Source organism: Candidatus Enterococcus wittei (assembly GCF_002140175.1).
Classification (GTDB): Bacteria; Bacillota; Bacilli; order Lactobacillales; family Enterococcaceae; genus Enterococcus_B; species Enterococcus_B wittei.
This window is the reverse complement of the sequence record NZ_NGMO01000005.1, coordinates 114,492-139,130: the sequence shown is the minus strand read 5'-3', so window position 1 is coordinate 139,130 and position 24,639 is coordinate 114,492. Positions and strand designations below refer to the sequence as shown.

General features: G+C 38.3%; 22 protein-coding genes, 1 pseudogene and 1 riboswitch. Of the genes and pseudogenes, 21 read left to right on the top strand and 2 right to left on the bottom strand.

Translation table 11 applies throughout. The annotated features are described in order from the left end of the window. Positions 1 to 109 precede the first annotated feature (109 nt). From purR to thiT, 4 genes are all read left to right on the top strand, one after another. Positions 110 to 928 (top strand): pur operon repressor, encoded by an 819-nt coding sequence (gene purR, locus A5844_RS13110; protein ID WP_086285617.1) that lies wholly within the window; start codon positions 110 to 112, stop codon positions 926 to 928. A gap of 312 nt (positions 929 to 1,240) precedes the next feature. Continuing rightward, the gene (gene glmU / locus A5844_RS13105) at positions 1,241 to 2,614 is read left to right on the top strand and encodes a bifunctional UDP-N-acetylglucosamine diphosphorylase/glucosamine-1-phosphate N-acetyltransferase GlmU (protein WP_086285616.1); all 1,374 of its coding nucleotides are present in this window, start codon (positions 1,241 to 1,243) and stop codon (positions 2,612 to 2,614) included. Positions 2,615 to 2,702: 88 nt separating this feature from the next. Next, on the top strand, positions 2,703 to 3,671 hold the full coding sequence (locus tag A5844_RS13100) for a ribose-phosphate diphosphokinase (RefSeq protein WP_086285615.1): 969 nt from the start codon (positions 2,703 to 2,705) through the stop codon (positions 3,669 to 3,671). 23 nt (positions 3,672 to 3,694) lie between these two features. Continuing rightward, positions 3,695 to 3,796, top strand: a riboswitch (TPP riboswitch). 95 nt (positions 3,797 to 3,891) lie between these two features. After that, positions 3,892 to 4,458, top strand: a complete 567-nt coding sequence (thiT, locus tag A5844_RS13095) for an energy-coupled thiamine transporter ThiT (protein WP_086285614.1) — start codon at positions 3,892 to 3,894, stop codon at positions 4,456 to 4,458. A 283-nt stretch (positions 4,459 to 4,741) separates the two neighbouring features. Here the strand turns inward: thiT and A5844_RS14715 are convergent. After that, positions 4,742 to 4,921, bottom strand: a pseudogene (locus tag A5844_RS14715) (ISL3 family transposase); the annotation flags it as partial. 148 nt (positions 4,922 to 5,069) lie between these two features. Then, a complete protein-coding gene (locus A5844_RS13090) occupies positions 5,070 to 5,846 on the bottom strand; it encodes a hypothetical protein (protein ID WP_086285613.1) in 777 nt (258 codons plus the stop codon). Between the two features lie 324 nt (positions 5,847 to 6,170). On the opposite strand from A5844_RS13090, the gene A5844_RS13085 reads away from it, so the two are divergent. The 17 genes from A5844_RS13085 to A5844_RS13005 all read left to right on the top strand — a co-directional run bounded on the left by A5844_RS13085 (position 6,171) and on the right by A5844_RS13005 (position 24,229). Further along, positions 6,171 to 7,871: a patatin-like phospholipase family protein gene (locus A5844_RS13085; protein WP_086285612.1), complete on the top strand. Its 1,701-nt coding sequence runs from the start codon at positions 6,171 to 6,173 to the stop codon at positions 7,869 to 7,871. After that, positions 7,841 to 8,059: a YdbC family protein gene (locus A5844_RS13080; protein ID WP_086285611.1), complete on the top strand. Its 219-nt coding sequence runs from the start codon at positions 7,841 to 7,843 to the stop codon at positions 8,057 to 8,059. The genes A5844_RS13085 and A5844_RS13080 overlap by 31 nt, the downstream gene beginning before the upstream one ends. Before the next feature lie 17 nt (positions 8,060 to 8,076). Beyond that, a complete protein-coding gene (locus A5844_RS13075; protein WP_086285610.1) occupies positions 8,077 to 8,967 on the top strand; it encodes a YicC/YloC family endoribonuclease in 891 nt (296 codons plus the stop codon). A gap of 135 nt (positions 8,968 to 9,102) precedes the next feature. Further along, complete coding sequence (gene gmk / locus A5844_RS13070; protein WP_086285609.1) at positions 9,103 to 9,717, top strand: guanylate kinase; 615 nt, start codon at positions 9,103 to 9,105, stop codon at positions 9,715 to 9,717. Positions 9,718 to 9,721: 4 nt separating this feature from the next. Further along, on the top strand, positions 9,722 to 10,027 hold the full coding sequence (gene rpoZ / locus A5844_RS13065) for a DNA-directed RNA polymerase subunit omega (RefSeq protein WP_086285608.1): 306 nt from the start codon (positions 9,722 to 9,724) through the stop codon (positions 10,025 to 10,027). A 399-nt stretch (positions 10,028 to 10,426) separates the two neighbouring features. Next, entirely contained in the window at positions 10,427 to 12,835 is a 2,409-nt protein-coding gene (gene priA / locus A5844_RS13060; protein ID WP_086285607.1) for a primosomal protein N', read from the top strand. A 13-nt stretch (positions 12,836 to 12,848) separates the two neighbouring features. Continuing rightward, entirely contained in the window at positions 12,849 to 13,340 is a 492-nt protein-coding gene (gene def / locus A5844_RS13055) for a peptide deformylase (protein ID WP_086285606.1), read from the top strand. Further along, complete coding sequence (gene fmt, locus A5844_RS13050) at positions 13,333 to 14,277, top strand: methionyl-tRNA formyltransferase (RefSeq protein WP_086285605.1); 945 nt, start codon at positions 13,333 to 13,335, stop codon at positions 14,275 to 14,277. Before def ends, fmt begins: the two co-directional genes overlap by 8 nt. Next, complete coding sequence (gene rsmB, locus A5844_RS13045; protein WP_086285604.1) at positions 14,277 to 15,632, top strand: 16S rRNA (cytosine(967)-C(5))-methyltransferase RsmB; 1,356 nt, start codon at positions 14,277 to 14,279, stop codon at positions 15,630 to 15,632. The genes fmt and rsmB overlap by 1 nt, the downstream gene beginning before the upstream one ends. Positions 15,633 to 15,644: 12 nt before the next feature. Next, positions 15,645 to 16,385: a Stp1/IreP family PP2C-type Ser/Thr phosphatase gene (locus A5844_RS13040; protein WP_086285603.1), complete on the top strand. Its 741-nt coding sequence runs from the start codon at positions 15,645 to 15,647 to the stop codon at positions 16,383 to 16,385. Next, the gene (gene pknB / locus A5844_RS13035) at positions 16,382 to 18,433 is read left to right on the top strand and encodes a Stk1 family PASTA domain-containing Ser/Thr kinase (protein WP_086285602.1); all 2,052 of its coding nucleotides are present in this window, start codon (positions 16,382 to 16,384) and stop codon (positions 18,431 to 18,433) included. The genes A5844_RS13040 and pknB overlap by 4 nt, the downstream gene beginning before the upstream one ends. A gap of 334 nt (positions 18,434 to 18,767) precedes the next feature. Further along, positions 18,768 to 19,667 (top strand): ribosome small subunit-dependent GTPase A, encoded by a 900-nt coding sequence (rsgA, locus tag A5844_RS13030; protein WP_179190608.1) that lies wholly within the window; start codon positions 18,768 to 18,770, stop codon positions 19,665 to 19,667. A 12-nt stretch (positions 19,668 to 19,679) separates the two neighbouring features. Then, on the top strand, positions 19,680 to 20,330 hold the full coding sequence (gene rpe, locus A5844_RS13025; RefSeq protein ID WP_086285600.1) for a ribulose-phosphate 3-epimerase: 651 nt from the start codon (positions 19,680 to 19,682) through the stop codon (positions 20,328 to 20,330). Further along, positions 20,331 to 20,969: a thiamine diphosphokinase gene (locus tag A5844_RS13020; protein ID WP_086285599.1), complete on the top strand. Its 639-nt coding sequence runs from the start codon at positions 20,331 to 20,333 to the stop codon at positions 20,967 to 20,969. Between the two features lie 166 nt (positions 20,970 to 21,135). After that, a complete protein-coding gene (gene mreC, locus A5844_RS13015) occupies positions 21,136 to 21,990 on the top strand; it encodes a rod shape-determining protein MreC (RefSeq protein ID WP_086285598.1) in 855 nt (284 codons plus the stop codon). A 3-nt stretch (positions 21,991 to 21,993) separates the two neighbouring features. Then, positions 21,994 to 22,503, top strand: coding sequence for a rod shape-determining protein MreD (mreD, locus tag A5844_RS13010; RefSeq protein ID WP_086285597.1), 510 nt, complete (start codon positions 21,994 to 21,996; stop codon positions 22,501 to 22,503). A 208-nt stretch (positions 22,504 to 22,711) separates the two neighbouring features. After that, complete coding sequence (locus A5844_RS13005; protein WP_086285596.1) at positions 22,712 to 24,229, top strand: C40 family peptidase; 1,518 nt, start codon at positions 22,712 to 22,714, stop codon at positions 24,227 to 24,229. Positions 24,230 to 24,639 lie beyond the last annotated feature (410 nt).

Sequence of the window (24,639 nt, the reverse complement as noted above, 5' to 3'; positions counted from 1 at the left end):
GATAAATTCCGAACTATTTCCTTGTTTTTTTATAAAATGCTCGAATTTTTAGAGAAAAACTTATATAATGAAACACGATAAACTTTGTTGGAAAAAGGAGCTGGAATATGTGAAAGTTCGTCGCAGTGAACGACTTGTTGATATGACTCAGTATTTATTGGATCATCCCCATGAATTGATTTCTTTAACAAGCTTTGCCGAACGTTATGAATCTGCTAAATCTTCTATTAGTGAGGATCTAGCTATCATCAAGAAAACATTTAAAGAAAGAGGTTGCGGAACGCTTGAAACCATTCCTGGAGCAGCAGGCGGCGTTTTGTTCATTCCAGAAATCTCTTATGAAGAAGCAAAAAAATATATTGAATCTTTGGCTGAACGTTTATCTGAACAGGATCGGTTATTACCTGGCGGATATGTTTATTTATCTGATCTATTAGGAGAACCTGAACTATTGCGTCAAGTAGGGAAAATCATTGCTTCTAAGTATCTAGGCGAAAAAATTGATGCAGTGATGACTGTGGCAACAAAAGGTGTACCTATTGCACAAGCAGTTTCTTATTATTTAAATGCACCATTTGTCATTGTACGACGAGATTCAAAGATTACCGAAGGATCCACAGTCAGTGTGAACTATGTTTCGGGTTCATCGGAGCGAATTGAAAAAATGGAATTATCTAAAAGAAGTCTTAAACGCGGTTCACGTGTCTTAGTTGTCGATGACTTTATGAAAGGCGGCGGAACAGTGAATGGAATGAAGAGCCTGATTGAAGAATTTGAATCAGAGCTAGTAGGTATCACTGTTTTTGCAGAATCTAAATTTAATGGTCATCGTGCAATTGATGATTACACTTCATTGTTATATGTGAAAGATGTGGATACACAGACGAAAAACATTACAGTAGTACCAGGAAATTATTTCGCAGAATAAACATGAAAATGCTTGTTTTTAGATAATTGAAAAATATATGTCTTTTAAAAGTGAATGAATGGGTGCCATCATCTGGTCCACGACACTAAACCAAAGAAACCTGAAAATAGGAGAAACTATTTTGGGATTCTTTGGTTTGTTTCTTGATAGGGAAACCGTAGCTCCAATCATGTGTTTACTTTTGGAGAAAAATGAAACCTGTTTGGTAACTTCAATAAAATGGTATAGTTATAAAAATGGTTAGTTTAGTTGAAAAAATGCTTGTACTGGGCTAAACTTAAACTAATAAATTGTTATTTAGGAGTGACACATTTGAACGCACGATATGCGATTATTTTAGCAGCGGGAAAAGGAACCCGTATGAAATCCAAATTATATAAGGTATTACATCCAGTAGCTGGAAAACCGATGGTTGAACACATCATTAATCGAGTAAGTGAAACTAATCCTGACCAAATCGTGACGATTGTAGGTCATGGTGCAGAGAAAGTGAAAGCACAATTAGGAGATCGTAGTGAATATGTGCTACAAGAAGAACAGTTGGGAACAGGACATGCTGTTTTACAAGCAGCAGCTTTCTTAGCAGGAAAAGAAGGTACTACATTAGTGATCAGTGGAGATACTCCATTGTTGACGACAGAAACATTGAATAACTTATTTGAATATCATCAAGGGAAAAATGCTAGTGCTACTATTTTGACTGCTCAAGCGGAAGACCCAACTGGCTATGGACGAATCATTCGTGACCATGTAGGAATCGTTGAAAAAATCGTCGAACAAAAAGATGCTTCTCCAGAAGAAGCAATGGTTCAAGAAATCAATACTGGTACTTACTGTTTTGATAATAAAGCTTTATTTGAAGCTTTGAACAAAGTTGGTACAGATAATGCCCAAGGTGAATACTATTTGACAGATATCATTGAGATATTGAAAGATGCAGGTAGTCCGGTAGCTGCTTATCAAACGGAGGATTTTGATGAGTGTATGGGTGTAAATGATCGAATTGCTTTAGCTAAAGCCAATGAGTTGATGCGCCAACGTATCAATAAGATGCATATGGTGAACGGAGTGTCATTCATTGACCCAGCTGCTACTTATATTGATGCGGATGTAGTGATCGGATCAGATACAATCATTGAAGCTGGAGTACAGATTCAAGGGAACACAGTGATTGGAGAAGATTGCTTTATCGGTGCACATTCACGAATCGTCGATAGTACGATTGAAGATCAAGTGACGATTGAAAATTCAGTGATTGAAAGTAGCATAGTGAAAACAAAGGCAGATGTTGGACCTTTTGCTCATTTACGTCCAAAAGCAGAGATTGGTGAAGGAGTCCATATTGGTAATTTTGTGGAAGTCAAAAATGCCCAAATCGGTAAAGATACGAAAGTAGGTCACTTGACTTATGTAGGAGATGCGACATTAGGTGAAGACATCAATGTAGGTTGTGGCGTTGTCTTTGTCAACTATGATGGCAAAGGAAAACACCGAACAACGATCGGTGATCATAGCTTCATTGGTTCAAATGCGAATATTATTGCTCCAGTGGAAGTAGCAAAAAACACCTCAATTGCTGCTGGCTCAACGATTACAGATAATATTCCTGAGTATGCAATGGCTATTGCTCGAGCTAGACAAGTGAATAAAGAAGGATACGCTAAGAAACTCCCTTATTTAAATTAATAGTTTTGTAATATCACTTGATTTATTTGATAAATATGACTAGTATTTATTAGGTAGTAGAGTTGTGAAAAAGAAAGCGGAGGTCCCCATGTCGAAACATTACTTTGACCCAAGATTAAAAATTTTTGCGTTAAATTCAAATCGTCCATTAGCAGAGAAAATCGCTGCAGCAGTGGGTGTTGAATTAGGAAAATCATCAGTTACGCAATTTAGTGACGGTGAGATTCAAGTCAACATCGAAGAAAGTATTCGTGGTTCACACGTCTATGTCATTCAATCAACTAGCAGCCCTGTGAATGATAATCTGATGGAACTATTGATTATGATTGATGCCTTGAAACGTGCAAGTGCAAAAACAATTAACGTAGTGATGCCTTATTATGGATATGCACGTCAAGATCGTAAAGCTCGTGCCCGTGAACCAATCACTGCAAAATTAGTGGCAAATATGATTCAAAAAGCGGGTGCAACAAGAATGTTGACACTTGATTTACATGCGGTGCAAATCCAAGGATTCTTTGATATCCCTGTCGATCACTTGATGGGTGCACCATTGATTGCTAATTATTTCCTAGAAAAAGGCATCAAGGGTGATGATGTTGTTGTCGTTTCACCGGATCATGGTGGTGTAACACGTGCGCGTAAATTAGCAGAATTTCTGAAATCACCGATTGCCATCATTGACAAACGTCGTCCAAAAGCAAATGTCGCAGAAGTCATGAATATCATCGGTAAAGTAGAAGGGAAAACATGTGTATTGATTGATGATATGATCGATACAGCTGGTACGATCACTCTAGCGGCCAATGCATTGAAAGAAGCTGGTGCAGTGAGTGTCTATGCTTCATGTACGCATCCAGTCTTATCTGGGCCTGCTTTACAACGTATTGAGGACTCAGCTATTGAACGTTTAGTTGTGACGGACTCAATCTATTTGCCAGAAGACCGCAAAATTGATAAAATCGACGAAGTAAGTGTTGGTGGATTAATGGGAGATGCAATCAAACGCATTCATGAAAATAAACCAGTAAGTCCTCTATTTGAAACAAAGAAATAACACCATACTAAAAATTGAATAATGCAATCACAAAGGGGAGTCCATCTGGGCTGAGACTGAATTTATTCTAAACCCTTCGTACCTGTTTCGGTTATGCGAGCGTAGGAATTGTGAACGAATAGCGAATGCTGCTTTTTAGAAGCAAGAGCTGTCTTAGTAAAGACGAACTCATTCTGCTTCCTCCTTTGTGATGTTAAATTATCGAGGAGGAAGTTTTTTTATGAACAAAAAACACAGTATTTGGATTGAAGGAACCATCGTTGCAGCCCTATCATTAGTATTATCTTTGATTCCACTTCAAATCGGCAGCAGTTTTTCCATATCTCTAGGTCAAATCCCATTAACACTCTTTGCGTTGAGAAGAGGATGGAAAGCTGGAATGTCAGCGGGGCTATTATGGGGGCTTTTACATTTTCCAACAGGTCAAGTGTATTATCTTAGTGTGCTACAAGTACTGATCGAGTATCCAATAGCCTTTACTTTTGCTGGAACAGCTGGGATTTTTTCAAAGCAGATGCAACGAGGATTAGATCAAAGAAGTACAAGGAAAATGAGTATGACTATTGTTTTGGCGACGTTAGTTGGAGTTGGGGCTAGATATTTTTGGCATTTTATTGCTGGGGTTGTTTTTTGGGGGAGCTTCGCCATGTGGGGGATGAATCCCTGGCTATTTTCTCTAGTGATGAATGGGGCAAGTGCATTAGCGACAGGAGTGGTGACGATCATTGTATTACTAGGAATCGAACGGACATTGCCTTCTTTGTTTAGAGGAAAAACAAGCGAATGAATCTAAGAGCAATCAATCATTTTGTGGGACAAATCAGAAGATACGTTGAGAAAATAGTATTGAATAAAAGATGTAAATAGCTGTTTTTAAATGAGCACATTCAAAAAAAGGCTGGGACAGAAGTGTTTAACTCCGAGAAATAAGAAGGAATTCACGAAAGTTGCTTTTCAAATTTTGTGAATTTCAGTTTATTATCGAAGGATTTGCTTCTGATTTCGCCATTTATACATGTTTAGAGCGTGGAACAAGAGTAATTAATACTCTTGTCTCCGCTCTTTTTTTATATCGACTTGCCATTCGCATCTAACATGGAAGAACCACAATTTTTACAGGCACACGGAGCAAGTGAAAGAACCGCATCAACGATTAAGATCTTTTTCTTCTACAGAGTCTTGAAAGTAACCTCGGTAATTGTTAAATTTTTGTCTACTAATCTCAGTGTTTTTTTGATAGAATTATTCATAGAGCATATCGTCCTCTCAGTTGTTTATTTTGTGGTGATTTAATCATACTAGAGAACGATATGTTTTTTAACATCTAAAATGAAAATGGGACTGAAGAATCAATTCTGATTCATCAGTCCCATAAGTTATAGAGCCTTTTTTATTTAGTTATACAAAAGTATTATACGTAAAGTTAGCTGCTTCACCTTCTAAACTCCACTGGCGTTGAGCAGAGTGATAGATCAGCATGCCAACTGGTTTTTCTTCACGATAACGAGTTCCTTTTAATTTCCAGACATAGTCTTCGATGATGTAGATTGGAATATGATAAGTGTCGTTGATCAAACCGTCTTGTTCAAATGAGAAGATAATCCCTTCTTGCATGAGGTTACGCATTTTTTTCAGGATCTCGACACTGATTTTCTCTACGGGAATCTCTTTTCTAAAGAATGATTTTTTTACGTTGATTTTTTCTGAAACAATCGTACTAAGTTTGTTGGCAAAAATCCGATAAAATTCATCGATATAACGATAATAGATTCGGTTCAATTGGTCATTCAAATCGAAATAAACAAAGTTATTTTGTAATTTATAAAAAAAAGGTGAATGTAAATGTGTTTTCATATGGCCAAAGTATAATAACTCTGAAATTTCAAGTGGAGTGAGTTCTTTTAACATCGTCAAATCTGTGAAATCCACCCATTTCAAATCTACTCCACTATTGCGACTACGTAAAGAATTAAAAAAAAGTTGGATATTCTCCGTCCCTCGGATGACTTTTAAACCCGTATGGGACTCGTATTCTCCAGCAAATGCAGAAGGATCCAACAAAAGAAGATTTTGAGGGAAATGCACGATGCTATTTGAAAAATCACTGATAGTCAGTCCTTTAGTTAAAACAGCATTGCTTGTAGTATCGATATGTACATAAACTGACTCAGTCATCATGCTCCTCCTTTACCCATTTCTCATCTCTTTCATTTTACAACATTTATTACAAAAAAGCTTGTTTCTTTTATTTTAAAATTCCATTACAAAATCACCATAATTTATTAGAAAATAACTATGAATATTATTGGAAAACCAAGTTATTGATAGTTTCATATGAATAGAGTGTCAATTAATCCGTTTGTTTTTTTAAGAACGTGAATTTTTTCAGTCTGATTTTTTCTAGTTGATTGATAACAGAAAAATAAAAAGTAATAGTTGTTCAGGTATCGTTATAAGAAATCATGATTCCTTGATATAATGATACAAAAGGAGAAAAATATGGATATTCAGCAAGTTTATTGGTCTGAGAGATACTATCTCCAAGACAACATTGAAAGTGCAAGTCAGCCTTTGGCTTTTTTTACTACACAACATGAGAGTCGCAATGCTTTTTGGCAAATGGCCAAAAAAAGGCAAGCGTGGAAGATCGTCACAAATGATTTTACGATTTATTTTACAGCTGATATAACTGAACGTTCGCTAATTTTTACTAACCTTTTAATTGAAACTGCAGCTTGGGAATGGTCGAAACTAGTGTCTCTTTTAGACAGTTGTACACGTTATTTTTTCAAACGTTTTTGCACAATTTCAATTAAGAGAGAGTTCTCCTTTGAAGAGCAACGGATTTTCTTGAAACATGGATATGAATTGATTAGTTCTACTAAGATCAGTAAAGAGATGCATTATCGGACGGCGTTAGTTTTAGGTGGTGGTGGTGCTCATGGAGCTTACCAGATTGGAGTTTGGAAAGCACTGAAAGAAGAGGATTTGTTCATTTCAATCGTTACAGGAACATCCGTAGGTGCATTGAATGGGGCACTAATTGTCCAAGATCAACTAGAGGTTGCGATTGATTTATGGAATAGGTTGAAAACAAATCAAGTGTTTGCGTTATCTGATGAGAAGGCAACTGATGGTCTCTATCAACGCTTTCTCTATGAAACACGACAGATGACGAAACAGGCCATGATAGAAGGTGGGGCTTCTATTGCACCTTTGGAAACGTTAGTGGAGCAATATCTAGATGTGAAGAAAATCAAGGAAACCACTACTCCTAGCTTATATACCGTAGCGACAAAAATACCAGAATTCTTAGAGACAGTCACACAGATTCAAGCATTAGAGCCACAGGAAATCGCAGATTGGATACTTGCATCTGCCTCTTTTTTCCCTGCGATGGCTTATCGCCAAATCGGTTCTTTTAAATATGTGGATGGTGGCTATCGTAATAATCTTCCTGTGGATGTTGCTGTAAAACAACAAGCCACTGAGGTTTTTATCGTGGATATTCAAGGTCCTGGCGTGACAAAAAAAATTAAGCAGCCGGACACTATCGTGGCTTGGACATGCTGTTCAAAATGGTCATTGGGAAGCTTTTTAATTTTTGATAGCCAACGGAATCAGCTTAATATCCAGTTAGGATACTTAGAAGCCAAAAAACAGCTAGGTGTTTACCAAGGAAACTGGTATACCTTTGATTCGACAAAAATGGCAGAGCACTATTGGCAGCAATTCTTAAGATTTTTAGTAAAGGAAATCCATCTTGATCTTTCTTTTTTTTACAATATGAAATTTTGGCAAGAATTGCGTAATGTATATAAGGACAGGGTGGAATTTGAAACATGCGGATTGGCAATGCTGGAATCATTAGCTAAAAGAAAAGTAATCTTACCAAACAAGGTGTACCAAGTGGAGGAATTAATGAAAGTGATCTGCGAAGCGTCATCCAGTGATGCTACTTTCGTGAATCACGTGGGTCAACTGAATGCCCAAGAATGGCATAAGTATCGAAAATATCAACGAAATGCTACAATAGACCATACAAAGGAACAAATTGCCTTGAAGCTTCTAAAACAGAAGAAACAACAAAACATACAAATCAAACTAAATACACAGGCATTCGATATCTTATTGTTCTTGTATTTAGCTTATCTTAAGGAGGAACAACCATGGCACAAGAATTCTCATACGAAATCATAGAAGAAATCGCTGTTTTATCTGAAAATAATAAAGGCTGGCGTAAAGAATTAAATTTAGTCAGTTGGAATGGTCGACCACCGAAATTTGACTTGCGTGATTGGGCACCTGAACATGAAAAAATGGGTAAAGGCTTGACATTGAGCAATGAAGAATTTGAAGCCTTGCAAAAAGCCATCGAAAATATGTAAATGAAAGGAACCTGTCCATGAAGAGTATGACTGGTTTTGGCAGTGCCATCCGTGAATCAGCTGAATATCAACTTGAGATTGAAATAAAAAGTGTCAATCAACGCTTTTTAGATATACAGATGCGTGGCCCAAAAGCATTGGGGTTCGTTGAAAATGAATTAAGACAATTGATCAAAAAAAAATTGAGCCGTGGTCGTGTGGATGTCTTTATGAATCTAACGTATCTAGGAACAAAAGAACAGAAAGTGTCCATCAACTGGAATCTGATCGACACCTTGTATACGCAATTGACAGAAGGCATCGAACAGAAATATGGTCAATCCAATCAATTGTCGCTGGGGGCACTCATCGAGCGATTTGCATTAGATGAAGCTTTTGTAACAATTGAAGAAACGAAACAAGAAAATCAGGATGCCTTAGCAAAGATTGCTGTTGAAACCATGCAGTCTGCCCTTTCAGCGATTGAAACAAGTCGGGAAGTGGAAGGTCAAGCCTTAGCAGATGTGCTGAAGCAACAAGCAAAAGAATTAGAAGGAATCGTTGATTCACTGCATTCTTTTGTGAATGTATATGAAGAAGAATATCGACTGAAGTTCCAGGAAAAATTAGAAGAGTTCTTGGGAACAGACGTAGATGAACAACGTTTATTGACAGAATTAGCTATTTTGTTAGAACGTGGTGATATCCATGAAGAATTAGACCGCTTAACTATTCATGGCCAAAAATTAGAAGAATTGTTAACAGTAAAATATCCAATTGGTCGAGAACTTGATTTTTTAGTGCAAGAAATGAATCGTGAAATCAATACGATCGGGTCTAAGTCCAGTGCGATCGAAATAAAAAATCAAGTGATCCAAGCGAAAACGATCCTTGAAAAAATTCGGGAACAAATCCAAAATATCGAATAAAACGACAAGATTCATCTAGAATGAACATAGCTTTTTCCTTGTTTTCTAGCTATAATAAAAAATAACCTTGAAAGTTGCAGGAAAAAAGTGCAAAATAAGCAATAGTATAAAAAGACTAGTTGAAAGGACGTCGTCATGTCAGAGCGTGGATTATTAATCGTATTGTCTGGTCCATCAGGTGTGGGGAAAGGCACGGTGCGAAAAGCAATTTTTGAGAGTGAAGATAATGATTTTCAATATTCGATTTCAATGACTACACGTCAGATGCGTGAAGGAGAAGTCGAAGGAGTGGATTACTACTTCCGCAGTCGAGAAGAATTCGAGAAGATGATTGAAGAAGGCGAAATGCTGGAGTATGCCGAGTATGTTGGGAATTATTATGGAACACCATTGTCATATGTGAATAAAACCTTAGATGAGGGGAAAGATGTTTTCCTAGAAATCGAAGTCCAAGGTGCCAAACAAGTCAAAGAAAAAGTACCTGACGGCGTATTTATTTTTCTAACGCCTCCAGATTTAGCAGAGCTGAAGTCGCGAATCGTTGGACGTGGAACAGATGCAGACGAAGTAATTGAAGAACGAATGAAAGTTGCCAAAGAAGAAATTGAAATGATGGCTCTGTATGACTATGCCGTCGTCAATGATGAAGTTCATTTAGCAGTGGATCGTATCAAAGATATTATTGCCAGTGAGCATTTCCGTGTCGACCGTGTAATCGGAAAATATATAAAAATGTTAAAGGAGATGTAGTCTTATGATGTTAAAACCTTCAATCGACTCATTATTAGATCGTGTAAATTCAAAATATTCTCTTGTTATTTTAGCAAGTAAACGAGCACATGAACTAGATGCTAAAGCACAACCAACATTGGATTCATTTGATTCTGTGAAAAGTGTAGGACAAGCGTTAGAAGAAATCGAAGCAGGAAATGTGATCAGTGATCCACATCCTGAATTGAAACGTGAACGTTTGCGCATGGAAGATGAAGAGCGCAAAGCACAAAAAGATCGTGAACAACAAGAATTAGAATCACGTATTCGTGAAGAACAAAAGCTATAAAATAGTGATTAAATCATAGCCAGTTCATTTAAATAGAGTATTGAGGGGTGTGGCTAAGAGCCTTACCTTGAAAGACAAACCGAAGAATCTGAAAATAGGAAAGCTATTTTCAAGATTCTTCGGTTTATTTTCTAAGTAACAGAGCGGAAAAGTGGGAATCTAGTTTGTTTCCACAGCTGATCCTCGGTACTAAGTTAACCCACCAAAAAATATGAACAGCTATTTTCTGATGGCTTGCCTTACTGCTCGGATCAAAACGCTGTGGTCACAACCTTTTTTCTCCGTTAATTTTTTGTTAGGATTTGGCAGAAAATAAGACAAAAGTGGGAATCTCTAGTAGAATAAGCAAGAGCCATTTTGTGTTCAAAGCAAAATGAAGTATAAAGGGGGAAGGGATCAATGACTGTAACTGCTGATGTAATTGTTGATGTACCAACGATGCAAACAGATCAAGCTTTCACTTATCTGGTTCCTTCAGAAATGGAACAGGTTATACAAGTAGGTATGCGTGTGGCTGTTCCTTTTGGTAATGGGAACCGCCAAGTCCAAGGTTTTGTTGTTGCTTTACAGGTAAGCGAACAGCAAGGTGAACATGAATTGAAGCCTATCGTACAAGTCCTTGATTTAGCACCAGTTGTCAATCAAGAGTTGCTGATGTTGGCTGACTATATGAAAACTATTACGTATGCGTTTAAAATCACTTGTTTGCAAACGATGTTGCCTAGTGTGATGAAGGCAGAGTATGAGAAGCAGATTTATCCGTTAACCGATCAGCCCGCGGTTTTAGAATTATTCAATGGTAGAAAAGAAATTTCATGGAAAGAAGCGGAAGAAAAAGGGATATTGACACAATTGATTCGTTGGCGTCAAAAAAAATTAGTAGACATCAAGTATGAAGTGCATACTAAAAATAAAGTAAAAACCATCCGCACCGTCCATTCGCTTTTATCTAATACACAAATTGATGAGGAATGGGGCAAGCTGAGACAGAATGCGAAAAAACAAAAAGAGTTACTGTTATGTCTTTCTGAACTAGAAAAAGATGAACCAGTTGCTTACTTCAAAGAAAAGGGTATCAGTTCTGTTGTTCTCAATCAAGGACGTGATAAAGGCTGGTTACGTTTTGAGGAAGTAGAAAGCTATCGTGATCCTTACAAACATCGTGTGTTTGAACGAACGAATGCATTACAACTGAATGAAGAACAACAATCAGCTGTTGATCAAGTGATTGAAGCCTGCCACCAAGGAAGCAATCGCACCTTTTTATTAGAAGGTATCACAGGTAGTGGAAAAACAGAAGTCTATCTTCAAGCGATTGCAGATGTTTTGGCAGAAAATAAAACAGCTATCATGCTTGTACCAGAAATTGCACTGACACCCCAGATGGTGGAGCGATTCAAAGGACGTTTTGGAGAATCCGTTGCGGTATTACATAGTGGCCTTTCTCAAGGAGAAAAATACGATGAATGGCGGAAAATCGAACGTCATGAGGCACAGGTCGTAGTTGGTGCCCGATCCGCTATTTTTGCCCCACTAGAAAACCTTGGTTTGATCATTATTGACGAAGAGCATGAATCAAGTTATAAGCAGGATGAGACACCTCGTTATCATGCTCGGGATTTAGCTATTTGGCGTGGTAATTACCATCGGTGTCCGGTTGTTTTAGGGAGTGCGACACCCTCATTAGAGTCTCGTGCGCGTGCGCAAAAAGGGGTCTACCAGTTGTTGCGTTTGAGCAAACGTGCCAAATCAAGTGCACAATTACCCACGATTGAAGTCGTTGATATGAGACAAGAGTTTGAAAAAAATCAGACATCTACTTTTTCAAGTCAGCTCCAAGAAAAAATACAAGACCGTCTGACAAAAAAAGAACAAACAGTTTTACTATTGAATCGTCGTGGCTACTCCTCTTTTGTGATGTGCCGAGACTGTGGTTTTGTTTTGCCATGCCCTAATTGTGATATTTCTCTGACCCTCCATATGGATACACGTTCGATGCGGTGCCACTATTGCGGGCATGAAGAACCTATTCCTACACGTTGTTCCAATTGTGGTGGGAATAAGATTCGTTATTATGGAACTGGTACACAAAAAGTAGAAGAAGAGCTACAAGCTTTGTATCCTGAAGCAAGGATTTTACGGATGGATGTGGATACAACCAGAAGAAAAGGTGCCCATGAGCGGATTTTACAGAAATTTGGCGATAAACAAGCGGACATCTTATTAGGAACTCAGATGATTGCTAAAGGATTGGATTTTCCCGATGTTACGTTAGTAGGTGTTTTAAATGCAGATACTTCTTTGAACCTACCAGATTTCCGTTCAAGTGAGAATACGTTCCAGTTGCTTACACAAGTCTCTGGTCGTGCTGGAAGAGCGGACAAAGCAGGTGAAGTAGTGATCCAAACATTCAATCCGAATCATTATGCGATTGAGTTAGTGAAAGAGCAAAACTATGAACGTTTTTATCAAAAAGAAATGCATGTTCGTCATCGTAGTGGCTATCCACCTTATTATTTTACAGTTAAAATCACAACGAGCCATGCAGAAGAACAAGTGGCCGCTAAGAAAATCTTCCAAATTGCTAGTCAGTTAAAAGAAGTGCTAGGGCCAACTAGTTTATTACTAGGGCCAGTGCCTAGCACGATTTTACGAGTGAAAAATCGCTATTACTATCAATTGATTATCAAATATAAACATGAACCAGCACTTGCTGATGCATTAAAAACAATATTAAATCAAAGTCAGAAAGAACAGCGCCAAGGCCTGTTCGTAGCCATTGATAATGAACCATTACATTTTATTTAGGAAAGGAAACACTATGCGTTATCCAATAATGATCCACCCAAATGAAAAACTGAATCGAAAAGCTCGTAGCGTTGACTTGATCACGGATGAGACCATCGTCTTATTAGACAATCTTTATGAAACGATGGTCGCAAATGACGGTATTGGGATTGCTGCTCCTCAAGTAGGAAAAAATTTGCGAATTGCTATCATTGAAGTAGATGAAGGCGATAAATTCGAATTGATCAATCCAGAAATTATTGAAGCTAAAGGAGAAAGTATTGATGTGGAAGGCTGTTTGAGTATTCCCCATGTCTACGGTACTGTAAATCGAGCAGATGAAGTCACTGTTCGTTATTATGATCGTGAGGGTGAGGAAATGGAAGTCACTGCTTTCGGTTACCTTGCCAGAGCTTTTCAGCATGAGATTGATCATTTAGATGGTATTTTATTTATTGAAAAAATGATTGAACAAATTTCCGAAGAACATCTCGAAGAATATATGGAGGAACATCTTGATGACTAGAATACTATTTATGGGTACACCTGCATTTTCAGTTCCTATTCTTGAAGGCCTGATCAAATCAGGGTATGAAATTGCCGCAGTAGTCACACAACCAGACAGACCGGTTGGACGAAAAAAAATTATTACACCTACACCAGTGAAGGAAGCAGCGCTTAAACATGATCTGCTCGTTTTACAACCGGAAAAAATCTCTGGTTCTCCCGAGTTAGAAACAATGATTGAATTAAAACCAGATGTAATCGTGACGGCAGCTTTCGGACAGTTTCTGCCTGAAAAGCTATTGCAAGTCCCAACACATGGTGCAATCAATGTCCATGCTTCCTTATTGCCAAAATACCGTGGGGGCGCCCCTGTCCATTATTCCATTATCTATGGTGAAAAAGAAACAGGCGTGACCATTATGGAAATGATCAAGAAAATGGACGCAGGAGGAATATATGCGCAAGAAAGCTTACCGATTACAAAACAAGATGATGTAGGTACGATGTTCGAAAAGCTCAGTCAATTGGGGCGACAACTGTTAATTGATACTTTGCCTGAAATCTTGAACGGTAACTTACAACCAATGCCGCAAGATGAAGATAAAGTAACATTCTCACCAAACATCACCCGTGAGCAAGAAGCGATTGATTGGCAAAAAACAGCGACCGAAATCGATCAACAAGTTCGTGGAATGAGACCCTGGCCGATTGCTTTCACCACTTATGAAGGAACTCGATGGAAGATTTGGTCGGTAGAAGTGTTACCAACTGAAATTACAGAAGAAGCTCCTGGAACGATTATCAAAAAAGAGAAGAAACAGCTTTGGATTGCTTGTGGGAATAACACGGTACTGGCAATCAAAGAGTTGCAACCTGCAGGAAAAGGGAAACAACTAATTCATGAATTCTTAAACGGCAGTGGACAACACGTAGCTGTTGGACAGCAGGTGAAATAATGGCAAAAATACCGAAAAAAATGAAACGATCTGTTCGATTTATGGCTTTGATGACTTTGGAGCGTGTAAATAAAGGTGGCGCCTACTCTAATTTACTTTTAAATGAAATGATCAATCAAGGCGAACTCAATCAAAAGGACATTGGGTTATTTACGGAATTGGTATATGGAACGATTAGTCGTCAACGTTTGATAGAGTTTTATATAGCCCCGTTAATAGCTCATGCGAAAAAAATCGATGACTGGGTAAAAACATTATTATATCTATCTGTCTATCAATTAGAATTTTTAGATAAAGTACCAGATCATGCGATTTTAAATGAAGCAGTTGAAATTGCTAAAACCAAAGGAAATCCTGGTACGGGGAAATTTGTCAATGGAGTATTGAGAAACTATCTACGTCAGGAGAAACCGGACCTGACAACCATTACTGATCCCATTGAACGTTTGGCGATCACCATCAGTTTGCCAGATTGGCTGACACAGCGTTTGGTTGAACAAATAGGCTATGAAGAAACTGAAAGATTGGGATTGTCTTTATATCAGCCTAGTCATGTCAGTGGTCGAGTAGATACTCGTAAATTATCAAGAGAACAAGCAATTCACGTGTTGCAAGAAGAAGGCCTCGATGTAGAAGCCAGTCAAATCAGTCCTTATGGAATCATTGCTGAAAAAGGGCGACTGGTTTCTAGTACACTTTTCCATGATGGAATCATGACGATCCAAGATGAAAGTTCCATGTTAGTTGCTCCAGCCATGCAAATTGAACCAGAACATCACGTTTTAGATGCCTGTGCTGCACCGGGAGGAAAAACGACACACATCGCCACGTTCCTTGATCCTGCTTGTGGGGGCGAAGTTACAGCTTTGGATGTACATGAACATAAAGTCAAACTAATCGAAGAAAATGCAGTGCGTCTAGGGGTAGCTAATACAGTTTATGCACAGAAAATCGATGCACGAGAAGTCAATGAACAGTTTGACGAACAATTTGACCGAATTTTAGTCGATGCACCTTGTTCAGGCTTCGGTTTATTACGACGAAAACCAGACATCCGCTACAAAAAAAATGAGCATGATCTAGCTAATTTACCTACCATCCAGTTAGCGATTTTAGAAAGTGCTGCGGCGGTTTTAAAACCTTCAGGAATCTTGACTTACAGCACTTGTACGATTTTGAAAGAAGAAAATCAAGAAGTTATCGCCGCATTTTTAGAACGACATCCTGATTTTGAGAGGATTGATGTTTTAGTTGATCCTGTGCTACAATCATCAATCAAGGAGAAGATGTTGACGTTGTATCCACATCAATTTTATACAGATGGCTTTTTCATTTGTTGTTTGCGCAAAAAGTAATGAGGTGAAAGAATGCAGATTGAATATCAATCAGATGTAGGAAGACGACGTAATACGAATCAAGATTACGTCCGTGTATTTAAAAATCAAGCCGGAATCACCCTTGCAGTATTAGCAGATGGGATGGGCGGACATAGAGCAGGAGATATTGCTAGTCAAATGGCGGTACTTAATTTGGGTAAAGATTGGGAAGAGCAAGCATTGGTGGATGACGAAAAAATTGCTCAGTGGTTCATTCAAGCAATCCAAGAAGAAAATAATGCCATCCACCAGTTAGGGCAAGAACAATTAGAGTACAATGGCATGGGTACGACGATTGTGGCAGCTGCATTATCTGCTGAAAGCTTTACGATTGCCAATGTAGGTGACAGCCGTGCTTACTTGATTCGGAATGATCAACTTATCCAATTGACCGAAGATCATTCATTGGTCAACGAACTCGTGAAGTCTGGAGAAATCAGTGAAGAAATGGCAGTGAATCATCCCCGAAAAAATATCTTAACGCGTTCTGTAGGTATGCCAGGCGCACTTGAAGTAGATGTAGCTACTTATTTGTGGCAGGGAGAAGATCGGCTGCTCCTTTGCTCAGACGGGTTGACAAACATGCTATCTGAAGAAGTTATTGGGACAATTATCAATCAAGAAGGAAATCTAGCAGATAAAGTATCCCAACTTATCGACCGAGCAAATGAAGCTGGCGGCGCAGATAATATTACGGTTCTTCTTATTGAATATAAGGAGGATGTTGCATGATTGAACCAGGAAGAAAACTAAATGGACGTTATCAAATCACTGGAAATATTGGTAATGGTGGTATGGCAAATGTCTTTTTAGCGCACGATCTAATTTTGGATCGTGACGTAGCTATCAAAGTTCTCCGATTTGATTTCCAAAATGATCAGACTGCCATTCGTCGGTTCCAAAGAGAAGCCTTGGCCGCAACAGAACTTGTGCATCCGAATATTGTTAGTGTTTATGATGTCGGTGAAGAAGACAATATGCAGTACTTAGTGATGGAATATGTAAAAGGCATGGATCTAAAACGTTATATCCAAACCCGTTACCCCATTCCTTATGAGACAGCAGTAAATATCATGCAACAGATTTTGTCTGCTATTTCTTTAGCACATAGTCATCAGATCATCCATCGAGATCTTAAACCACAAAATGTGTTGATCGACAATGAAGGAGTCGTGAAAATCACCGATTTTGGGATTGCTATTGCGTTATCAGAAACATCGATCACGCAAACGAATACCATGTTAGGATCAGTCCATTACCTTTCACCAGAGCAAGCGAGAGGAAGCATGGCAACTAAACAGTCCGACATCTATGCGTTAGGGATTATACTTTATGAAATGTTGACCGGAAGTGTGCCATTTGATGGAGAATCAGCGGTAACGATTGCCCTTAAGCATTTCCAAGATGAACTGCCTTCAATTAAAGAGGTAGACCCTGGAACTCCTCAAGCATTGGAAAATGTGGTCTTAAAAGCAACAGCTAAAGAACCTACTGATCGCTATAAAACAGCGGAAGAGATGGCCGATGAATTAGCTACTGCTTTATCTCCAGAACGAGCAAATGAAGAAAAATGGCAGCCTCAGGCAATGGTGAATGAAACAAAAGTGTTAACACCGATTACTGAGGACACACCTATGCCTGATTCTTTCAAATCTATGCCTTTACCTGAAGAAGCAACGCATGAAGCACCAGAAAAAATAGAGGAAACTATGCCAGATGTCAAAACGAAAAAACGAAAAAAATGGTGGATTCTTTTACTAGTGATTTTTGCTTTGCTAGGGATTGGCACAGCAGCCTTATTTGCATCTGGGGGAAGAGGCGAAGTAACGGTTCCTGATGTTTCTGGGTTGTCTGAAGAGGTGGCAAGAGACACCTTAACAAAGGCTAAATTAACTGTAGCATCAAAAACGGAAGAAATTGCAGATGATAAAATCAGCGAAGGAGATATCGTTAAAACAGATCCAGCAGCGGGAACAAGAGTCAAACAAAATCGTGAAATCAATCTTTATGTCAGCAGTGGCAAGAAAAAAGTTCGTCTAGATGATTATAGTGGTATGAGCTATGAAGAAGCGCGTGAAAAATTGTTAGACCTAGGATTTTCTTCAAGAAACATCAAAAAAGAAGAAGAGTTTAGTGATGACGTTGCAAGCGACATGGTCATCTCTCAATCAGAAGATGAGGGATCAGAAGTGGATCCAGAAACAGAAACGATCACACTAGTCGTAAGTAAAGGAACACAACCTACGATGAGTGATTATACTGGGCAAGACTACGAAGCTGTCCGTAGTATGTTAACTACAAATGGTTACACTAATATAAGTATGACGTATGATTACAGCGACACCGTTCCGGCAGGAGCAATCATCAGTCAGTCCCCAGCATATGGAGAGCCTTTGACACCGACATCTTTTATTAGTTTTGTGGTGAGTCAAGGTCCGAATGCGAAAACATTGAACGATATTTCTGGCTATACGAAGAGTGATGCTCAAAGTTACTTGTCGGATATAGGGGCAGAGTACATCGGACATGAAAGTTATGAGTATTCAGACACAGTCGAAAAAGATAAGGTCATCCGAACAGCGCCAGGTGTCGGAGCATCTATCACTCCAGGCACGATTGTCAATGTTGTTTATTCTAAGGGACCTGATCCAGAGAAGGCCTCTGCTAGTTCTGAAAAAGAATCTTCAGATAGTTCTTCAAGTAGCAGCTCAAGTTCCTCAAGTTCTTCATCAAAACCAGAGGAGAGCTCCACGAGTACATCTTCAACAAAAGATGAATAGTGATAAACTAAAAAAGAGTAATGAAAAGTTGGGATAGAAGGATCCTACTCCGCTAGACAAAGCGGAGCTGGAAATTTCGATTCCAGCTTTTTTTGCGCATCAAAACCAGCCAGAAAATAATCAAGAATGAAAAAAAGATGGATCTAGTATTCGTCTAATTGTGAGGCGAATAGCTAAGTGTTTTTTGTTCTCCCTATGATGAAAATATAGAGGAGTAGTCCTAGTGATTTCGTTTCAACAATGGCTATCCTATAAAAGATTCATTCTTATGATAAGTTTCTCTTGATTCCTCCTCACTTCGTCATGGGTATGGTAAAATAAACTAAAAATGGAGGTGGGATTCATTAAAGGACAAATCAGAAAAGCGATTAGTGGGTTTTACTATGTATATACAGATGGAGAGACCTATCAAACGAGAGGACGAGGAAATTTTCGTAATCGGAAAATCACCCCGTTAGTTGGTGATCACGTTATTTTTGAAAGTGAGAATAAAACAGATGGCTATTTATTAGAAGTCTTGCCACGTAAAAATCAACTGTTGCGTCCACCTGTGGCGAATATTGATTTAGGAGTAGTAGTCACTAGTTTGGTCGAACCAACTTTTTCATACAATCTATTAGACCGTTTCTTGGTCATGTTGGAATATGAATCCATTGAACCAATCATCTATCTGACAAAAACTGATTTAGTTACAGAAGATACACAGCTCAAAGAGATAAAAGAAACGTATGAAAAGATAGGATATCCGGTGATCATCCCTAAAGAGCAAGGAGATACAGCAGAACTGGTTCGTTATTTCCCAGAGAATTTGACTGTATTTATGGGACAATCTGGGGCAGGGAAATCAACTTTATTGAATGAAATTTCACCAGAATTAGCTTTAGAAACGGGAGAGATTTCTGATTCATTAGGTAGGGGACGTCATACGACTAGACACGTTGAACTATTGCCTCTATATGATGGGTTAGTTGCGGATACCCCTGGTTTTAGTTCTATTGATTTTTTGGTGATCGAACCAGCGGAATTATCCAAGCAATTTCCGGAATTTGTAGAAGCTTCTGCTCACTGTCGTTTTCGTGAATGTATGCATGTGAAAGAACCGGACTGTGAAGTGAAACGAAGAGTCGAAGCAAAAGAAATCGCCCAAACACGCTATAACAATTATCTACAATTTTTACAAGAAATTGAAAAAAGAAAACCAATGTATAACAAAAAAGAAGGTAAAAGAAAATAGGAGGAATAGGTCATGAAAATAGCACCATCTATCTTAAGCGCAGATTTTGCAAACCTGCAAGCAGATATTGAACGAGTAGAAAAAGGCGGTGCCGACTATATCCATGTTGATGTGATGGATGGACAATTTGTTCCTAATATTACATTTGGCTCCAATGTAGTCCAAGCCATCCGTCCGATTACAAAATTGCCTCTAGATGTCCATTTGATGATCATCAATCCAGAAAATTATATTCCTGATTTTGCTAAGGCTGGATCGGATATCATTACAGTTCATGTAGAATCAACACCTCATATCCATCGTGCAGTCCAAATGATCAAAGATCTCGGCGTGAAGGCTGGCGTTGTGATCAATCCAGGTACACCTGTTGCAATGATTAAACATGTTTTGCCAATGGTGGATCAAGTACTAGTTATGACAGTGAATCCTGGATTTGGTGGGCAAAGCTTTATTGGAGAAACCGTTGATAAGATTGCTGAATTGGCGCAATTGCGTAAAGAAAATAACTGGGATTACTTGATCGAAGTAGATGGAGGTATCGTGCCAGAAACTGCACAAATTTGTCAACGTGCAGGTGCAGATGTCTTCGTAGCAGGTTCGTATATCTATAGCTCAGAAAATCCAGTGGGTCAGATCAATTTGTTGAAAGAGGCTTTGAGTTAGATGGAAGTATTGCTTGTAGCAGGAGGAGACCCACAAGCTTGGCCCGATTTGACGAAAAAAATTTTTGATCGTTATGTTGGAATCGATCGCGGTGCATTATATCTGATCCAAGCCGGTTATCCGCTGGATTTAGCTATAGGAGATTTCGATTCATTGACTACAGAAGAATATCAGCGAGTGTCGAAGCAAGCGTTGGAGGTACGAAAATCTCCAGCAGAGAAAGATGATACGGATACCCAACTAGGTCTTGAGAAAACCTTAGAGGAGTTTCCAGAAGCGATGATTACCTTGATTGGTGCGACAGGTGGTCGATTGGATCATTTGCTGGCAAATCTTTGGCTTCCACTAGAACCAAGGTTTCAACCATTTATTCGACAAATTAACCTTAAAGATCAACAAAATGATGTGACGTATTACTTACCTGGATACTACACAATCCATAAGCTTTCTGAAATGAAGTATCTTGCTTATTGTTGCTTGACTGCAGTCAATAATCTGACTTTGACAGATAGTAAGTATCAGCTAGTGAAGGAAGAAGTGTTAAGACCGACATCTTATGCGAGTAATGAGTTTGTTTCAGAACAAGCATCTTTTTCTTTTGAAGATGGGATAATAGCTGTTATCCAAAGCAAAGATTAGAAATTCTGCCTAATAAGTTATGTGTAAAAAAATAAGACAACCGATTAAAAAATGACAGAATAAATTATTTGCTAAAAAAAGCTTAAAAGAGGGGTCGAGCCTTTTGTTTCCCTGTATTTAATGATAAAATTACAGGTAAGAGTCTAATTTAATTCGAGGTGTCTTTGTGAAGAAGTTCAATCCTAATAAAAATATTATTATTACCTTAGTTATTGTTATCGTTGTTGTAACGATCCTAAGTGTGACTGCTGCCCAGCGAGCGAATGAAGGAAAGCCTAATTTCTTCCAATCCATCGTTAACGATAGTGTCTCATTTGTTGATCGAGCGATCTCAGCTCCAGTGAGATGGGTAGGAAATGGTGTGGATTCAGTCCATCATCTATTTACAACCTATTCAGAAAATGAGCGACTAAAAGAAAAACTTGATAGTTATGATGAAATGGCACAACAAAATAAAAATTTACAAAAAGAAATCAACTCATTAAAAAGTGAGCTCAACTTGAACCAAACCTTGACCAGTTATGAAAAAGTGACAGCAAACGTCATCACTCGTTCTCCCGATTCATGGCAAGATATGCTAGTAGTCGACAAAGGAACAAATGATGGAATCGAAGTGAACATGGCGGTCATGGCACAAAAAGGTTTAGTAGGGCGTATCATAGAAGTAAATGCAACATCATCTAAAGTCGAATTGCTTACTTCCTCTAATGAAAGTTCTAACCATTTTCCAGTACGAGTGTCTTCTGAAAATAAAGAAGCATTCGGTTTGCTGAAAAATTACGACGAAAAATTACAAGCTTTGGTTGTTACGCAATTAACTGGGGATAGTGATATCAAAGAAGGTGACATTGTACAAACGTCAGGGCTTGGCGGGAATTCTCCAGCTGATTTACCAATCGGTACAGTGATCAAAACAAAACCAGACAGTTATGGACTTGATCGCGAGGTCTACGTCAAACCATATGCAGACATGTATGATATGCCAGTTGTAACGATCATCCAACGTCTGGTGGAGGAATAATCCATGTTGAAAAAAGACACAATGAAGTATTATTTACCGATTGTTTTGTTTTTACTGATATTGATCGATGGGCATTTGACACGAATGATGATCAGTTGGTCAAATGGGAATTATATGGCAAGTAGCCATATTTTGATTTTAGTTTTAATGTTTTGTAGTTTGACTTTTCCCAAACATTACATGCTGATTACGACCATTGTTTTAGGAATTATCTTTGATTCCTATTACATTGGTGTCATCGGAATTTATGCGGTAGCTATTCCTTTACTGGTATTCGTGATGTATGCCATGAAGTCAGTGATCCATATCAATATCTTTACTGAATTTTTTAGTTTGATCATTTTTGTTACGGGCTACGAATTATTCACGCTAGGAGTCCAAATGGTGTTCAAATTGGCAACGGTGAACAGCACCTTCTTCATTACGAAGTATCTAGGACCAACATTACTACTAAATATGTTGCTTTTTGCCTTACTTGTTGTACCTTTGAAGAAATTATTCAGGGATGAATAATTTCTTTTTTTTTGTTCATTATAAGCATTTTTTTGAAAATGTTTTCTCAAACTTACATTTTTGTCATTATAAACAGTCGTTTTGAAATATTTTTGTAACATTGCTATTATCTCACTGACATACAGCTATGGTACAATTTTGATATCGTTAAGAAAGACTTAAATATTTTTAGATATTTATTAAATTAAGCCAGTCGGAGGAATGAAGAGTGAAAAAGAGTTTAATATCAGCAGTAATGGTAAGTTCAATGGCCTTGACTGCCGTAGCATCACCGATCGCAGCCGCGGCGGAAGATTTTGATTCTCAAATACAACAACAAGATCAAAAAATTGCGGATTTACAAAACCAACAATTAAGTGCACAATCTCAAATCGAGGCATTGGAAGGCCAAGTTTCTGACATTAACACAAAAGCTCAAGATTTATTAGCTAAACAAGACACATTACGTAAAGAATCTGCTCAATTAGAAAAAGAAATTGCAGATTTACAAGAACGTATTGAAAAACGTGAAGAAACAATCCAAAAACAAGCACGTGAAACACAAGTAAAAAGCACAAGTTCAAATTATATTGATGCGGTGTTGAATGCTGAATCATTTTCAGATGCAATCGGACGTGTGCAAGCAATGTCTTCAATCGTTCGTGCAAACCAAGATTTAGTGAAACAACAAAAAGAAGACAAACAAGCTGTTGAAGATAAAAAAGCTGAAAATGAAGCTAAATTAAATGAATTATCACAAAACCAAGCAGCTTTAGAATCACAAAAAGGTGATCTATTATCTAAACAAGCTGATTTAAACGTGTTAAAAACTTCATTAGCTGCTGAACAAGCAACTGCTGAAGACAAAAAAGCAGACTTGAATCGTAAAAAAGCAGAAGCAGAAGCTGAGCAAGCTCGTATTCGTGAACAAGCTCGTCTAGCAGAACAAGCTCGTCAACAAGCTGCACAAGAAAAAGCAGAAAAAGAAGCACGTGAACAAGCAGAAGCAGCTGCAGCAGCTCAAACTGTTCAAACACAAGCTTCATCAACAACAGAAGAATCAACAGTTTCTGAATCATCTACAACTGAATCATCAACTGTTCAATCTTCTACAACAGAAGAATCAACTGTTCCAGAATCATCTACATCAACAGAAGATTCATCTACTGAAAGCACTGTTCCTGAAACTTCAACACCAGAATCTTCAGTAACAGAAGAATCAACAACTACACCATCAACACCTTCGACTGGTGGAAATGGAAGTAGTACAACAACGCCAACAACACCGGCGCCAACAACACCATCAACACCGGCACCAACAACGCCAACAACACCGGCGCCAACAACGCCGTCAACACCAGCTCCAACAACACCATCAACACCAGCACCATCAACAAATGGAGCTGCAATCGTTGCTGAAGCTTATAAATACATTGGTGTGCCATATGTTTGGGGCGGTAAAGATCCAAGTGGTTTTGACTGTTCTGGATTTACACGCTATGTATATTTACAAGTAACTGGCCGTGATATCGGTGGCTGGACTGTTCCTCAAGAATCAGCTGGAGCAAGAATCTCAGTTTCTCAAGCTAAAGCAGGAGATTTATTGTTCTGGGGTTCAGCAGGTGGAACTTACCACGTAGCTATTTCATTAGGTGGCGGACAATACATCCATGCACCACAACCAGGTGAAAGTGTTAAAGTTGGCTCAGTTCAATGGTATGCACCTGATTTCGCAGTAAGTATGTAATTATTGAAGAGTTAGTTCTTTACAGAGCTAACTCTTTTTTTTGAACAAATAAAAAAGACTGGATCAATCTAAAAGTAGATAAGTTACTTTTGATTGATCCGGTCATTTTGTTTTACTATGAATTGATAGAAATCGATCCTGATATGGAGCTAAGCATCTTTGCCACAACTTTGTTAAATGGTGTTCCATCAGTTGATCCTGGGTATTAAGGTGAAAATCATAAAATTTGAAGAAGTATTTTCTCAAATTCCGCCTTAATACTCGGAATTGAACATCTTTGTCACGACATCTAATAAACGGTGTTCAAGAAGCTGAACTTCGGTAATAAGCCAAAAAAATAAAAAATGTGAAGAACCATTTTCTATTTTTCTGTCTTATTACTCAGCTCAAAACGCTTCTTTCACAACCTC